The following is a 14,174-nucleotide window of genomic DNA, read 5'->3' on the forward strand; positions in this document are numbered from 1 at the left end:
TGCGCAGTTGGATAGCTGGCAGTGATGCTGGACTAGGGGTTGTTGAGGTTCAGGATCTCTAAATCAGCTAACGTCTGATTCAAGGTTTCGATCAGGCGGCATGTTTGACCCGAAGAGCCCTGAGCGATGCCCTTTGAAGCATCATCGAACGTTATCGCGTTGGGAAAATCTACTGATCCGGGACGGAGCCGACGTCTTCGCCGGCTGTTCGTGGAGGCGGTTTTTTGGGGTGTGGGCGCCGTGGTGCGATGGCGCGAATTGCCAGACGAGCATTCGTCTATTACCGGGCGGGCGATTGCATAGCGATCTGCCGAGAGAGCCGCAGCTTGCCATTGAAGCTTTCGGTGAAACCGTTCTGATGAGGCTTGACGGGTGCGATGAAGTGCCAGTCGAGACCCGTCTCCTGGACCCATTTGAGGGTGGCCACGCCGGGGACCTCTGTGCCGTTATTCTACACAATTGTCTTCGACATACCTCGCTCATTGATCACCTGATCAAACTCATGGGCAACGCGCTGCTCCGACAACGATGTGTCCGCGACCAGAACCAAGCTCTCAGGGGTTTGATCGTCTACGACCGCTAGGATACGAAAACGACGAACGTCCATTACCCGGCAATCGATACGCACTATCGATGAGAGCGTGTCAGTGTGTCAGACACGAAATCCAGCGGCCACTCCGCTGGTTTGGGCGGTTCAGGTAGCACCATCGGCTTCCTAGTGCCTAATGCGCGCTTTCTGCCGCCTCTGCGGCGCACTTGGAGCTTATTCTCGGTGTAGATCCTCTTCAGCTTACCATGGTTCACGTCAAATCCCTCTCGTGCAAACATCGCGCGGATAACCGATAACCAAATCACCGCCGGTCTCGGGAAACCCGTTTGATTGCATCCCGCAAGCCAGCGTTGTCGACCAGACGCGATTGATATCGCATCAAAGACCTATCGACCTGCAACATATCACACGCCAGTCGCTGACTGACCTGACAGGCTTCCATCAGGTTAACCACAACCTTCCGCTTCCCCACGGGCGCCACCACTTTTTTCGACGTCTCTCGGCATCGCGTTATCCAGCAACTGCTCAGCAAGCAGCTTCTTCAGCTTGCTATTCTTGCCTTCCAAAGCCCTCAGTCACTTTGCGTCCGACGGCTCCATCCCCCATAATTCGACTTGTATTTGCAGGACGTTGCAAAACTACCTCTCGGTCAATGAATCCCGTGCCATCGTCCTATGTCGGCGGTCTTCTCTCCAGCCTCCTGTTCCTAGATCATTGCAATGATCTGTTCGTCCGTAGATCGTGCTGTCCGTCGTCAAATAAAATGGGACATCAGAGCGGCTTGAGCATTGGAGGCTCTGGCTCGTTCGTGTGATTGATTATGCGGCTTGTTTCTGGTGTTGCAAGCGGCGCTGTCGGATTGTCTGTTTCTTGATCTTCTCCCTTTCCCTGAGAATGGCTTTATCGCGGCCGAAGTAGACGTCGGCGGGTGTGACGTTGTTCAGACTCTCGTGGTATCGTTGGTTATTGTAATATTCGACGAAGGCCCCGATCTGCTGCTCGAGATCGCCGGGCAGGTAGTAATTCTCCAGCAGAACCCGGTTCTTCATAGTTTGGTGCCAGCGTTCGATCTTGCCTTGTGTCTGTGGGTGGAATGGCGCCCCGCGGACGTGCGTCATTTTGTGATCCTCCAGCCAATCGGCCAGATCGCCAGAGATATAGCATGAGCCGTTGTCGCTGAGCAGCCGCGGCTTGTGGCGCACGACCGCCTGGTCGCAACCCGATTCCGCCAGAGCCAACTCGATAGTGTCGGTCACATCGGCAGCACGCATGGTGCTGCAGAGCTTCCACGCAATGATGTAGCGGCTGTAATCGTCCAGGATCGTGCTGAGGTAATACCAGCCCCACCCGATGATCTTGAAGTAGGTGAAATCGGTCTGCCACATCTGGTTGATTGCCGTGGTTTTGTCTTTAAACTCGTCGGCCGCCTTGATCACCACATGCGCGGGCGCCGTGATCAGGTCAGCTTCCTTCAGAATACGATATGCTGATGATTCAGATATAAAATACCGCTTCTCGTCGGTGTATTTCACCGCCAGCTCCCGTGTCGTCAGGGCCTCAAATTCCAGCGCGAACTCGATCAAATCATCGCGCCGATCCTGTGGAATACGGTTCCAGACAGAACCTGGACGGGGTGCGTGGTCCGCCAGGGCATCAAGGCCGCCGTCGACATAACGATCATACCAACGGTAGAAGGTCGCGCGCGGGATGCCCAGCATGTCGAGGGTCTGCCTGGCCGGTAGATGTGAGCCTTCAACCGTTCGGATGATTTCCAGCTTCTCGGACGCGGGATACCTCATTTCTCTGCCTCCCCAGCCCCTGTCATGCTTTTTTTGAGCAGACGGTTCTCAAGGGTCAGGTCTGCCACGCATTCCTTCAGGGCAAGTGACTCCGAGCGCAGATCTTTGACTTCTGGCGACGTTGCCTGCCGGGCCGTGTCGCCGGACAATCGCCGCTTGCCAGCCTCAAGGAATTCCTTCGACCAGCTGTAATATAGGCTTTCGGCGATGCCTTCACGGCGACAGAGCACCGAAATGCTCTCTTCGCCTCGCAGACCCGCCAAGACGATGCGGATCTTCTCCTCAGCCGAATAGGTCTGACGGGTCTTGCGGCGGATGTTCTTGACCAGCTTGTCAGCTGCGTCCTTAGACGTTCCGGATTTCTTGTTCATCTTCACTCCATGAAGGTTACGATGAACCAGAAATCCTCCGTTGTTCAATTCCTCAAATCTGTCCCACAGGCGCTGACGTCAGACAGATCGTGCCTTCATTTGCCCGTCCTTTGCTTGGGCAGACTCTATACAAGTCTGGAGAAGTTTTAAGGGCGCAGGCTAGCGGCACGAGGAATGAGTCATAAGAGATCAACTCGCCGTCCACGAAAGCGGCGGGATCTCAGCCTGGATCAATGGTGCGGTCGGTCGCCTCGAGCATCCGGGAGATGTTTTCGCGCGCCCCAGCACTTTGCTCCAACAGTATTCGGTTGCGTGCCAAGGTTGCTGTCGAGTCAGCATTTCTCTCAAAACTCATGTCCCCAATCACTTCGTTCAGAACTGGGCCTGCGAAGTCCTTCGCATCACCCCATTCTTCAGCAAGCAGCGCTTCACGAAGCGCGTCATCAGTTTTGCCAAGTGAGATGTAGAGAGCATGCGCAGATCGATGCTCGCCCAATTGGGAGTATGCATCTGCGCGCAAACCATCGGCATCCGGTCCCGATAGCCCAAGAACGTTTACCATTGCGGCGCGAGGCAACGACTGCGCCAAGTTGATCTTGGCTCGTAAGATGCGTCGCTCCTGCAGAGCCTCTCCATCGACGGCGCCAGAGATATAAGTCAATGCTTCTTTGTAGAAGCCTAAAGAAGCTAGCCTTTCAGATATTTTGTTGGCGATCGGATTGGATATGCCAGATGAGGTCGAGGCATTCGGCAGCATAAAATGCTTGAGAAAGACAAGATCACCAGCGTTCTTGACGGTGTAAGACGCGACAATGTCGGCGGTCCTTTCAAACGACTCGCGGTCTTCCTCGTCAACCCTTGCCTTCATCTCGTCGAATGCAGAGTCGTAGAGGCCAGCGGCAGCCAGAGCTCCGATGTATGCGCGCGCGAGGTCGGGACCTATGGCCGTATCGCGTTGCTCTTGTGCATATCCGCCAACCAGATCGACCATCTCGGCCGACACCGGATCACCAACCCACAGACGCGTGTTGATCCTGTCAATTAACGCTGTGGCAGACGAATCGCTGTTCGACTCGACGACTGCTTTCAGCTGCATGTCGGCGGACTGAGCGCGACCCAAAGACATCTCCGTTTCGGCCCGAGCGAGCGCATGAGGTGGTGTTTGTGGGCCAACATGCCGGTCAAGTAAACGCAATATACGCGCCGCGGCGGCACCATGGTTTCCACCGGATAGTATCCTGGCCAAGCGGGCACCAAGCAATTCTCTGAGATGATCGGGATAACGGACGAGCGCACGTAGAATCGCATCGATATTGGGCAGTCGATCCGGGCCAATCTGACCAACCGCCAGTGTTGACCATAGCGCCGCATCGGAATCGCAGTCCATCTGCTGCGCAAAAATCGGGCTGTCTGTCCTCTCAAAATCGATCAATTGCGCCATGGTCAGAACGACGTCGCCAGCATCGCTTTCAGCATTGGTAGTTTCTAGAATCTGTATCGCTTCGACTCCGAACCCGAAAAAGGCGTACAGACGCGCCATGTCCAAAGCAGCATCAGCTCTGTATCGGTCGAATTCTTCTGTCAGCGCTCTTCTTGCGGGACCAACCTGCTCGGCAAAGGTCGCGGTCGTCCCCCAAGCGCCGACGTCCATTAGTTCGTCTGCGACGCATGGTCGACCTAAAATATTCTGCAAATGTGGAGATTTTTCTTTCAGGAATTCTGGATTTGCACCGGTCCTAGTATCCAAATTGACCTGCATTTGCTTAGCCGCCCCACTCGCGCGCGATGCTGTTAGTGAGCCCGTTTTTTTGGCAGCCTCGTAGTCCTTACGCCTCGTGTGGATCCTAACATCGGCCTCAATCAGCCCCAAGGTCGCCGCCCGCGAGATGCTCTCTGCGATCGACCGCCGCGCTTGATCAATCTTCTGATCTTGCATCACTGTGGTCCCGCCTAATGATGGGTTAGAGTCGAGATATGCGCTAATCAGGGCCACCGCAGAGTCTTGCGATCCATAGGAAACTAGACCGCCCAGCGATTCCAGAACAGTGGTCCGCCGCGCCCGCGAATCGGCCTTATCCGTCGCAGCATCCAGCATCGTTTCAGCATCCGGACTCTCATTGTGGCTATCCCGAACATCGATAACCAACATGGACGAACCGTGCCAAAATATGTCCAGATCGCAATTGCAGTTCATGCCCAGTCGCACTCCGGACCCATTTTCCAGAGCATCAATCGAAGCCAGACGGTCCCCCGAAATTCGATCAAAGGCTTGACTGACATCGATCAAGAGTTTGCCACTACCGAAAATAATTTCTCTACTTTTCCCCGAACCAGTGCTTTTCCAGGGCATCCGTCGCGGAAGATCGACGACCACCCTCGTGTAACCATTATGTTCTCCAGACCGCACCAGCGCCTGCTGCGCTTTCAGCTGCGGTGCGCCAAGCGCCAAAACGGCGGCAAAAGCAAAAGCGATTAGTTTCAATACCTTCATGCCGCGTCCTGCTTGACCATCTTGAGAGACTCTTCCAAATCACCGAAGGTCGGTCTGCAGTGGGAAGGTGTATTTTGCCGGCCGACTTCAATGCAAATATTCGTCGCATGATTGTGAAGATTGGCGACCAGTACCTCGCGTATCAGCTGGTAAAAATGCGCATCCTCTTCAATGACAGCTTTGACCTTTGCAGCGAAGGGACCAACCAGACCGTACGCTAGAAAAACGCCCAAAAACGTGCCCACCAATGCGCCGCCGATCATTTTACCCAGTATTTCAGGAGGCTGGTCGATTGACGCCATGGTCTTGATCACACCAAGCACGGCAGCGACGATGCCCAAGGCTGGCAAGCCGTCCGCGACAGTTTGCAGGGCGTGGCTGGAATGAAGCGCATGTTGCAGCGTTGCATCCATCCTTTTTTCCAGCACTTCCTCTACCTGATGCGGATCGTCGTAGTTCATTGAGGCCGAGCGCAACGTGTCGCTTATGAGAGCAACAGCCTCCTTGTCGGCCAAAATCCTTGGGTATTTACTGAAAATAGAGGAGTCCTCCGGCGCTTCTATATGCTCTTCAATGGCAACCGGGTTCTGCCTTCCCAAACGCACCAGTTCGAAGAGAAGGCAAAGAAGATCGCGATAGTCGCCCTGCTTCCATTTCGCCCCCTTGAACACCTTGCCGATGTCTTTGATCGTATGTTTGACGGCGGCCATGTCGTTGCCAAGCAAGAACGCTCCAGTTGCAGCGCCACCAATCATCATCATTTCGAAGGGAAGCGACTTCATGATAATGCCAAGCTTGCCGCCCGCTGCCAAATAGCCTCCGAACACCATCACAAAGATGACCACGATACCGATAAGACCGAGCATTGTTTTCTCCGACAACGAATTTGGCAGCAGACTGCCCGTTTCAGGTTAAGATTGGCTGAGCATCCGGCAGATCATTCTTTCGGGGCGCCAGCGTTGCGACCGGCAAGTACGACCGAGAACATGTGCGCAGCCTGTGGACTGAGCCCCGCCATGATTCCCGCTGCTGCCTCGGGTCGCATCCGTCCAAGAAAGCCTGCCGCAAAATCGGGATTCATCTCCTCAAAAAGAGCCGCAGCCTGTTTGGGCTTCATGCTCTCGTAGACCTTCGTCAAACGTTCGACATCACTTTCGGCGGCGGTATCGGCCATCGTCAAAGTCTGGCGCAGCTCTTCTTCAGCCTCCTGCAGGCGGGCGAGCTTGCTTTCGATCTGCCGATCGGCCAGCTTTAGCGCCTGTCGACGATCTTCAATCTCGCTTTCCTCCTTCTTGATGCGCGCCTCTCGCGACTGAAAACTCTTCAGCATGTCATGCAAATCATCATCCGTGGCGCAGGCCGACGACGTATTGCCCGGCGTGCTTTCGAATGGCGCATCTGCGACGCGCGCCCAAGCCTGACCGGCATCTCCACCAAGCCGTAGAGCCGCAGAAGCGACAAGCAATCCAGAGATCATCATCAGCCCTCCGCGTACCGTCCTTTTGCGTCTGCTCTTTCCTGTTCGACTCATTGGGACGCTCCGGCCGAGTCATGACGGCGAAAGATCGGGCCCAGTGGCGATTTCACTTCAGGTGCCGGTTGCGCGGCCGGCGGCAGATCATGCATCGAGGCGACCATCAACTCCAGGCGTTTGGCAACGCTTTCGGCACGGTCGGTCAGGTTCTCCAGCGAGTCACCCGAGGCACCAGCAGTTGCCTGCGCGGCCTCCAGCGCTCTGGTCAAATCATCAACCTGCACCGACAGCACGGCCACTGCCCCGCCAACTCCGGTCTCGAGATCGGTAAAACGGCTGAGACGCCGCGAAAGGATGTAGCAGTAAAAGCCTGCGCCCAGCGCGCCAGCAACCAAAAAAATATCGGCGATCAGTTCCATTTTTCGTCCTCAGTTCAATACAAATTCCATGATGAGCAAATCGTTGATCCGCCCTTCGCCCGTCACAACCTGCAAACGGCGCAGCATCTGTGCACGTAGGCGCGTCAACGCAGCCTTGTCGGTCAGGTCGCCGATTGCCAGCGCGCGCAGATATGAATTCAGCACATCGACCACACGCGGCATCAATTTCTCGACTTCCGCGAGATGATCCGGCGCGACTTCCAGCTGGGCGCGAAACCTCAGATGCTTGCCTGAGGCACCATCGCCCAGCGAGATCACCAACGGCTCTACCGGTACATATGCGATGTCGGGCATCGCACCGATCGCCGCATGATCATCGACCTTGCGGGTCGCGACCCCGGACTGCGATTCGCGGCCTAGGATCAGCCCCGACCAGACCGCGTAAAATCCGCCACCCGCCCCGGCAAGCGCCAACACCAAGCCAAGTATCAAAGGCATTTTCGAACGTTTGGCGGGTTTTTCGCCCTCGCCTGTCTTTTTATCAGCCATGTTCCGAACCTCATTTGCGTCCGGACCAACATAGTCGGCAGGCACTAACCGATTGTTAAGGCTGATGGACCAATGATGACCTCACCGTCCGGCAGAACGCTGGACATGAGGAGGCAAAGAAATTGCAGAATATCGCGACCCTTTGGACCGCTCTGGATCCGCGCAAACGAATCATCATTGTCCTCGCAGGCGTCGCAATCTTCGCAGCGATCGTCGGCCTATCACGCATGGCAACGACGCCCAGCCTGAACCTTCTCTACGCGGGTCTCGAAAGCGGCCCGGCCGGTGAGGTCGTGCGCGCGCTCGAACAGCGCGGTGTCAATTATGAGGTCCGAGGCGGAGCAATCTTCGTCGATTCGGCCCAACGCGACACGTTGCGTATGACCCTGGCAAGCGAGGGTTTGCCAACCAACTCCAGCCAAGGCTACGAGTTGCTCGATAGTCTCTCGGGCTTCGGCACTACGTCGCAGATGTTCGACGCAGCCTATTGGCGCGCCAAAGAAGGCGAATTAGCACGCACGATCATTGCCAATCCGTCGATCATTGCTGCGCGCGTGCACATAGCAAATACCGGTTCAAATCCATTTCAACGCGACGTGCGCCCGACGGCATCAGTCATGATCACGTCCTCTGGCGGCGAGTTGCCCGCGAAACATGCGAAAGCGCTGAAGTTTCTCGTGGCCAGCGCCGTTGCGGGGCTGACGGCCGACGACGTGTCGGTCATAGACAGTTCAGGCGGACTCATTGGCGGCGCCGAAGAGGCGCCATCGAATGTCGGCGAGGATCGCTCTGACACGATGCGCCAGCGCGTCGAGCGCCTGCTCGAGGCGCGGGTAGGGCCTGGCAACGCAGTCGTCGAGGTCAGCGTCGATACGGTCAAGACCACTGAAATGATTCGTGAAAAAACGATCGACCCCGACAGCCGTGTTGCCATTAGCACCGACACAGAAGAGCGCACGAACTCGGCCTCAGACGAGGGCGGCGGTGACGTGACTGTGGCATCGAATCTGCCCGATGGCGACGGCGCCGGGAGCGACAGCTCAAGTAGTCAGACAAATGAAACCCGCGAGCGCGTAAACTACGAAGTTTCGCAAACCGAGCGTGAGATCACTCAGGCCCCCGGCGCAATCAAGCGGCTCAGCGTCGCGGTTCTTGTCAACGGCACGCTGGGGCTTGATGACAGCGGCGCTCAGACGTTCCTGCCACGTCCGGAGGCCGAGATGTCGGCGCTGCGCGAGCTGGTCGCGTCCGCCGTTGGCTTTGACGAGGCGCGCGGCGACGTTATCACCCTGAAATCACTGCAATTCGAACCGCTTGCAGCACTTGGTACATCCGCCCAGCCATCATTGTTCGCATCCTTGGGTCTCGACGTCATGTCGCTAATACAGGCTGCGGTGTTAGGTCTGGTCGCGCTGATCCTCGGTCTCTTTGTCATCCGTCCGGTCTTGTCGCAATCGCAAGGCCAAGGCCCGATGGCTCTTGCCGCGCCTCGTGGCGACGGAGCGTCTGCTATCCAAGCCGCATCATCGAGCGGTACAGGGGACGCCCTAACCGGTGAAATCGACACGTCGGACATGGACGAAGCAAGCCTGCCCGTCGTGTCGGGGCGTAGCGCCATCGCCGCCAGTCATGAGGCGGGCGAAGACCCGGTCGCACGGCTTCGCGGCATGATCACCGACCGCCAAGAGGAAACCGTGGAAATCCTGCGCTCCTGGCTTGAAGGGGAAGAGGAGAACGCATGATGGGCATTTCACACCTACTTGAGGACTTCACCACCGAACCGGGGGCGCAGAGTATCTCGATGAGCGATGTGTCACTCGAAGAGGAGCGGCTTGAAGCATTCGAATCCGGGTACAAGGCTGGTTGGCAGGATGCCGTCAAGGCGGCCAACGACGACGTCGACCGCATCTCGACCGATTTCGCAGGAAACCTACAGGACATCTCATTCACCCATGCAGAAGCGCAGGCCGATCTGTTGGCTGCACTGCGCCCGTTGATGACCGGTATGGTCAACAGCGTTCTGCCCCAACTTGCCCGCAAAACGCTAGGCGAGCGCGTCATCGAAATGCTGGCCACGATGGCAAAGGATGTCACAAGCGGCCCGATTCAGCTGATCACGGCGCCGTCAAACGCTGACACGCTCAAGACGTTGGTTGACGATCACGAGATCAAGGACGTGACGATCAGCACCGAGGTGTCATTGGGTGATGGTCAGGTACATGTGCGCGCCGGCGGAACCGAACAGGAAATCGACCTTGATGCCGTTTTGAAACAGATCGACACGGCCGTCACCGGATTTTTCGAAGAACAAAAGAAGGATACAGCATAATGGACACGACAGTCGAAACGCCGACGCGCCACGCAGAGCCGACGAACCCGTTTTCCTCTGTACCAATCGAGATTACGATTTCGGTCGGAAAGGCGCGCCCGTTGATCCGCGACCTGTTAAAAATGGGCAAGGACGCCGTTCTGCCGCTCGACAAGCGCGTCGATGATCCGGTGGAGCTTTATGTCGGGGACCGACTGATCGCTCGCGGCGAACTGGAAGAGATGGATGGTGAGCAGAAAGGCCAACTGGCCGTGCGTCTGACCGAAGTCGCCGATCTTCAAGACGGCTTAGCATGATACGCCCCGCTGCCCTGATCGCAATCGCGCTGTTGGTACTGGGCGGACCAGCAGCCGCGCAGGATCTATCGCTGTCGCTAGGCGATGGTGGTTCTCTGTCGGCACGCACCTTGCAACTGCTGGCACTGATCACGGTTCTAAGTCTCGCACCCGGCCTTGCGATCATGATCACCTGCTTTCCCTTCATGGTCACGGTTCTCGGCATCCTGAGGCAAGGTATCGGCCTTCAGCAATCGCCGCCCAACATGCTGATCGTCAGCCTCGCGCTCTTCTTGACGTATTTTGTCATGGAACCCGTCTTCATGACTGCGTGGGAGCAGGGATTGGACCCGCTGCTCAAGGAAACGATCCCGATCGAGACCGCAATTACCCGCACGCTCGAGCCATTTCGCAGCTTCATGGCAGGTCGTCTAGACGGTGATACCTTCTCCGCCATGGCCGCGCTGCGCCCCGATGCCAGCGGTATCGCGCCGGGCCCCGATGCACCGCTGTCGGTGTTGATCCCCAGCTTTTTGCTGTCCGAGATTGCGCGCGCGTTTCAGATTGGTTTTCTGGTTTTTTTGCCATTTCTCATCATCGACCTCGTGGTCGCTGCTATATTGATGTCGATGGGTATGATGATGGTGCCTCCGGCAATCGTGTCGCTCCCCTTCAAGTTGGCATTCTTCGTCATCGCCGATGGATGGTCGTTGATCGCCAGCAGTCTGGTCAGGGGATACTTCTAGGCCATCCCCCTTCACCGGCTTGACGCCATGGGGATACTAAGACCCGTTCGATACGGTGCCGCCGGTGATGACGGCCGTCTGCCACGCGTCACAGCGCGCCTTTAGTTCATGATCGAGCGCCCTATCGGAAAAGAACATGTCGATCTGGGCCAGTGACGCGATGCGAGCGGGCGCTGTACGTTTGAACTTGCTATGATCAGCAACCAGCATGCGCCGCCGCGAGCGCTTGAGGATCGCCTGGCTGACCCCGACCTCCCCGACGTCAAAATCGAGTATGTCGCCATCCAGATCAATCGCCGAGCAGCCAATCACGCCAATGTCGAATTTAAACTGGCGAATCGACGTTTTGGTGATGTCACCAATCAGCCCGCCGTCGGACTGGCGCAGCAATCCTCCCGTCACGATGACTTCGCAGTCGCGATTCTGGGCGAGGATATTGGCCACGTTCATGTTGTTGGTGACAACCAACAGGTTTCGGTGATGCATCAACTCGGCCGCGACGGCCTCGGTGCTGGTGCCAATGTTTAGGAAAATGGCGCTGGCGTCGGGAATTTGGGCGGCGCATGCGCGGGCGATGGCACTTTTGCCCTCAGCGTTGATGCGGCGACGTTCCTCGTAGCCAATGTTGATCGTGCCGGATGGCAGGACCGCACCGCCATGCACGCGCTCCAGCCTGCCCGCTTTGGCCAAATCAGACAGGTCGCGGCGAATAGTCTGCAATGTAACGCCAAAATGGCTGGCCAGATGTTCGACTGTGACCTTGCCATCGCGCCGCGTCATATCGAGGATTTCAGGGTAGCGGATGGTCTGGGACATCATGAATTCCGGTCTGAGAGCAACTATGCGCGGTAATGTGCGTTGGTATCAGATTCCAGTCTTCGCTAGGCAATTTTTTTTGCGTCCGTTGTGGCTGCAAGCCTGGCTGACCCACATCTTGCGGGTTTTACACCTTTATTTCAAATCTTTATGATACTTTCGCCCACACCATAAAGTCGCGCAAAACCGAAAGTAAAACCTGTTCTTTTCGTCATCGCTTGTTAAGTTGCCGGCAGCTACCAAGAAATTGCGAGGGATTGCATGTCACATGCGGACGATATCTGCGACCTGCTGGTCATCGGCGGTGGCATCAATGGCTGCGGCGTTGCGCGCGATGCAGCGGGCCGGGGTCTGAAGGTGACGCTGGCCGAGAAGTCCGATCTGGCGTCGGCCACGTCCTCGTCCTCGACCAAACTCTTTCACGGTGGGCTGCGGTATCTGGAATACTTCGAATTTCGCCTCGTCCGCGAAAGCCTGATCGAGCGAGAAACGCTGCTGCGCGCCATGCCGCATATCTCGTGGCCCATGCGCTTTGTGCTGCCATATCACAAGGACATGCGCTTCGAGAGCGATACGCCAACCTCGAAGCTGCTGAATTTCTTCATGCCCTGGATGCGGGGGCGGCGACCAGCATGGCTGATCCGGTTGGGTCTTTTTCTCTATGACAATCTGGGTGGTCGCAGGATTTTACCCGGTACCACGACCGTCGATCTGACCTCAGCCGCTGAGGGTCGCCCACTTCAGGACCGCTTTGCCAAGGCATATGAGTATTCCGACTGCTGGGTCGAGGATTCGCGCCTCGTCGTGCTGAACGCTCGCGACGCCGAAGCGCGCGGCGCGCGCATTTTGACCCGGACGCAAGTCATGTCGGCAGTTGAGAAAGACGGCATTTGGCATGTCACGCTCAAGGATGTCGCGTCTGGCCAAACTCGAACTCATCGCACCGGCATGATCGTGAACGCCGGTGGCCCATGGGTGGGCGAGGTGATCCGCAACACAATTCATTCGCACAGCAACGACAGTGTGCGACTGGTACGCGGCAGTCACATCGTAACCAAGAGACTGTTTGAGCACGACAAATGTTATTTCTTTCAAGGCACCGACGGGCGTATCATGTTCGCCATCCCATACGAGACCGACTTCACCCTGATCGGCACGACCGATCAAGAACATTCGGACCCCGATACACCACCAGTCTGCACACCCGAAGAGCAAGTCTATATGGTCGATTTCGTGAACGCCTACCTTAAAAAGCCGATTTCGGCGAAAGACATCGTCTGGACCTATTCAGGCGTGCGTCCACTCTATGACGACGGCTCGTCCTCGGCGACGGCGGCGACTCGGGACTATACGCTGAAGGTGGATAAATCTGCGGGCGCGGCTGTCATCAACATCTTCGGCGGCAAGATCACCACCTATCGACGTCTGGCCGAAGGCGTAATGGATCTGATCGGCAATGAAATCGAGGGTATGTCCGGCGATTGGACTGCTGGCGTGCCCTTGCCCGGTGGCGATTTCGCTGTTGGCGACGTCGCGTCCAGGATTGACGATCTGCAAAGACGCTATCCGTTTTTGAGCGCTGTGTGGGCTCGCCGCCTTTTCCGCGCCTACGGCACCGACGCACAGAATATACTTGGAAAGGCAGACAACGCATCCGATTTGGGCCAGGATTTTGGTGCGACGCTAACCGCCGCCGAGGTTGATTGGCTAATGGACCGCGAATATGCGGCAAGCGCCGAGGACGTGCTGTGGCGGCGTTCGAAGCTAGGGCTGCGCATTACAGTGGAACAGGTCGAAGCCTTGGATCACTACATGAGTGCGCGTCTAGCCAAAAGAGTTGCGTCGACCACGCTCGCAAAGTCACCAGTGTGATGTAATTACCCCCAAGCTGGAGGGCGTTTCGCTGGTGCTGCCCTGCCGACGTCGCCGACCCGGCGCGCCTATCAGGAATGCAAAGCTGGCCCTGCAAAATTTGGCCTGAGCGATTCCACGCGACGCACTTACAATCTTAGCGGCCACGGGGAACTCCACCATCCCCCGACCACGTGCGTTGATTGTTTTTGGGCACTAGTTTACCTGGCTGCTCCAAGTTTGCGCAGCTGTGTTGGCCAGACACGTGCGACGCCGTGTCAGTCGCAATATCTTTGCAAGCAGACCGAGATGAGCGGGGGGGTGGAAATATATTGACGGTTGACTAAGGGAACGCGCCTGCATCAGGAGCGACACCGGCGATCACCCGCACGGCGAGTTAGTTGCCCCCTACGGTTGCAAGAGTCGGCTCTGCCCAGGAGCGAACTCGACAGCAAGGATGAAAAACCGAAGAGTATCGGCTACGATGAGCTAATGAGATCCTTGAGACAACAATCGACACCGGGCGCGCCACTTGCACGTCCC

13 protein-coding genes are annotated in these 14,174 nt (G+C 56.9%); 5 read left to right on the top strand and 8 right to left on the bottom strand.

Annotated elements, in window-relative coordinates; all coding sequences use genetic code 11:
* Positions 1-280 precede the first annotated feature (280 nt).
* The 7 genes from U3654_RS15410 to U3654_RS15440 form a co-directional block, all read right to left on the bottom strand.
* Positions 281-427 carry an integrase core domain-containing protein gene (locus U3654_RS15410; protein ID WP_324752433.1) on the bottom strand — a complete coding sequence of 49 codons (147 nt, stop codon included), beginning with the start codon at positions 425-427 and terminating at the stop codon, positions 281-283.
* Positions 428-1,368: 941 nt separating this feature from the next.
* A protein-coding gene (locus U3654_RS15415) for an IS3 family transposase (RefSeq protein WP_324751533.1) occupies positions 1,369-2,720 on the bottom strand; the annotation gives its coding sequence in 2 pieces (ribosomal slippage) (positions 1,369-2,384 and positions 2,384-2,720; 1,353 coding nt in all).
* Positions 2,721-2,940: 220 nt separating this feature from the next.
* Positions 2,941-5,211, bottom strand: a complete 2,271-nt coding sequence (locus U3654_RS15420; RefSeq protein ID WP_324752434.1) for a hypothetical protein — start codon at positions 5,209-5,211, stop codon at positions 2,941-2,943.
* Entirely contained in the window at positions 5,208-6,077 is an 870-nt protein-coding gene (gene motA, locus U3654_RS15425) for a flagellar motor stator protein MotA (protein ID WP_324752435.1), read from the bottom strand. Before motA ends, U3654_RS15420 begins: the two co-directional genes overlap by 4 nt.
* A 71-nt stretch (positions 6,078-6,148) precedes the next feature.
* Positions 6,149-6,742 carry a MotE family protein gene (locus tag U3654_RS15430; RefSeq protein WP_416384524.1) on the bottom strand — a complete coding sequence of 198 codons (594 nt, stop codon included), beginning with the start codon at positions 6,740-6,742 and terminating at the stop codon, positions 6,149-6,151.
* The gene (locus tag U3654_RS15435; RefSeq protein WP_324752436.1) at positions 6,739-7,104 is read right to left on the bottom strand and encodes a hypothetical protein; all 366 of its coding nucleotides are present in this window, start codon (positions 7,102-7,104) and stop codon (positions 6,739-6,741) included. Before U3654_RS15435 ends, U3654_RS15430 begins: the two co-directional genes overlap by 4 nt.
* Positions 7,105-7,113: 9 nt before the next feature.
* Positions 7,114-7,614: a flagellar basal body-associated FliL family protein gene (locus U3654_RS15440; protein WP_324752437.1), complete on the bottom strand. Its 501-nt coding sequence runs from the start codon at positions 7,612-7,614 to the stop codon at positions 7,114-7,116.
* Between the two features lie 122 nt (positions 7,615-7,736).
* On the opposite strand from U3654_RS15440, the gene fliF reads away from it, so the two are divergent.
* The 4 genes from fliF to fliP are packed head-to-tail and all read left to right on the top strand — an operon-like array spanning position 7,737 to position 10,964.
* Complete coding sequence (gene fliF, locus U3654_RS15445; protein ID WP_324752438.1) at positions 7,737-9,356, top strand: flagellar basal-body MS-ring/collar protein FliF; 1,620 nt, start codon at positions 7,737-7,739, stop codon at positions 9,354-9,356.
* Positions 9,353-9,943 (top strand): flagellar biosynthesis protein, encoded by a 591-nt coding sequence (locus U3654_RS15450; RefSeq protein ID WP_324752439.1) that lies wholly within the window; start codon positions 9,353-9,355, stop codon positions 9,941-9,943. The genes fliF and U3654_RS15450 overlap by 4 nt, the downstream gene beginning before the upstream one ends.
* On the top strand, positions 9,943-10,239 hold the full coding sequence (locus tag U3654_RS15455; RefSeq protein ID WP_324752440.1) for a FliM/FliN family flagellar motor switch protein: 297 nt from the start codon (positions 9,943-9,945) through the stop codon (positions 10,237-10,239). The genes U3654_RS15450 and U3654_RS15455 overlap by 1 nt, the downstream gene beginning before the upstream one ends.
* Positions 10,236-10,964, top strand: coding sequence for a flagellar type III secretion system pore protein FliP (gene fliP / locus U3654_RS15460; protein WP_324752441.1), 729 nt, complete (start codon positions 10,236-10,238; stop codon positions 10,962-10,964). Before U3654_RS15455 ends, fliP begins: the two co-directional genes overlap by 4 nt.
* Positions 10,965-11,000: 36 nt before the next feature.
* On the opposite strand, the gene U3654_RS15465 is transcribed toward fliP, so the two are convergent.
* A complete protein-coding gene (locus tag U3654_RS15465; RefSeq protein ID WP_324755301.1) occupies positions 11,001-11,780 on the bottom strand; it encodes a DeoR/GlpR family DNA-binding transcription regulator in 780 nt (259 codons plus the stop codon).
* Positions 11,781-12,041: 261 nt separating this feature from the next.
* Here U3654_RS15465 and glpD point away from each other — a divergent pair, with 261 nt between their 5' ends.
* Positions 12,042-13,652, top strand: coding sequence for a glycerol-3-phosphate dehydrogenase (gene glpD, locus U3654_RS15470; RefSeq protein WP_324752442.1), 1,611 nt, complete (start codon positions 12,042-12,044; stop codon positions 13,650-13,652).
* The last annotated feature ends 522 nt before the right edge of the window (positions 13,653-14,174 follow it).

The sequence above is a fragment of the Roseovarius sp. Pro17 genome, assembly GCF_035599575.1.
In the GTDB taxonomy this organism is placed as follows: Bacteria; Pseudomonadota; Alphaproteobacteria; order Rhodobacterales; family Rhodobacteraceae; genus Roseovarius.

Coding starts and splice junctions, on each gene's coding strand:
- U3654_RS15420 (WP_324752434.1), bottom strand. CDS start 5,211: ATGAAGGTATTGAAACTAATCGCTTTTGCTTTTGCCGCCGTTTTGGCG.
- motA (WP_324752435.1), bottom strand. CDS start 6,077: ATGCTCGGTCTTATCGGTATCGTGGTCATCTTTGTGATGGTGTTCGGA.
- U3654_RS15430 (WP_416384524.1), bottom strand. CDS start 6,742: ATGAGTCGAACAGGAAAGAGCAGACGCAAAAGGACGGTACGCGGAGGG.
- U3654_RS15435 (WP_324752436.1), bottom strand. CDS start 7,104: ATGGAACTGATCGCCGATATTTTTTTGGTTGCTGGCGCGCTGGGCGCA.
- U3654_RS15440 (WP_324752437.1), bottom strand. CDS start 7,614: ATGGCTGATAAAAAGACAGGCGAGGGCGAAAAACCCGCCAAACGTTCG.
- U3654_RS15450 (WP_324752439.1), top strand. CDS start 9,353: ATGATGGGCATTTCACACCTACTTGAGGACTTCACCACCGAACCGGGG.
- U3654_RS15455 (WP_324752440.1), top strand. CDS start 9,943: ATGGACACGACAGTCGAAACGCCGACGCGCCACGCAGAGCCGACGAAC.
- fliP (WP_324752441.1), top strand. CDS start 10,236: ATGATACGCCCCGCTGCCCTGATCGCAATCGCGCTGTTGGTACTGGGC.
- U3654_RS15465 (WP_324755301.1), bottom strand. CDS start 11,780: ATGTCCCAGACCATCCGCTACCCTGAAATCCTCGATATGACGCGGCGC.
- glpD (WP_324752442.1), top strand. CDS start 12,042: ATGTCACATGCGGACGATATCTGCGACCTGCTGGTCATCGGCGGTGGC.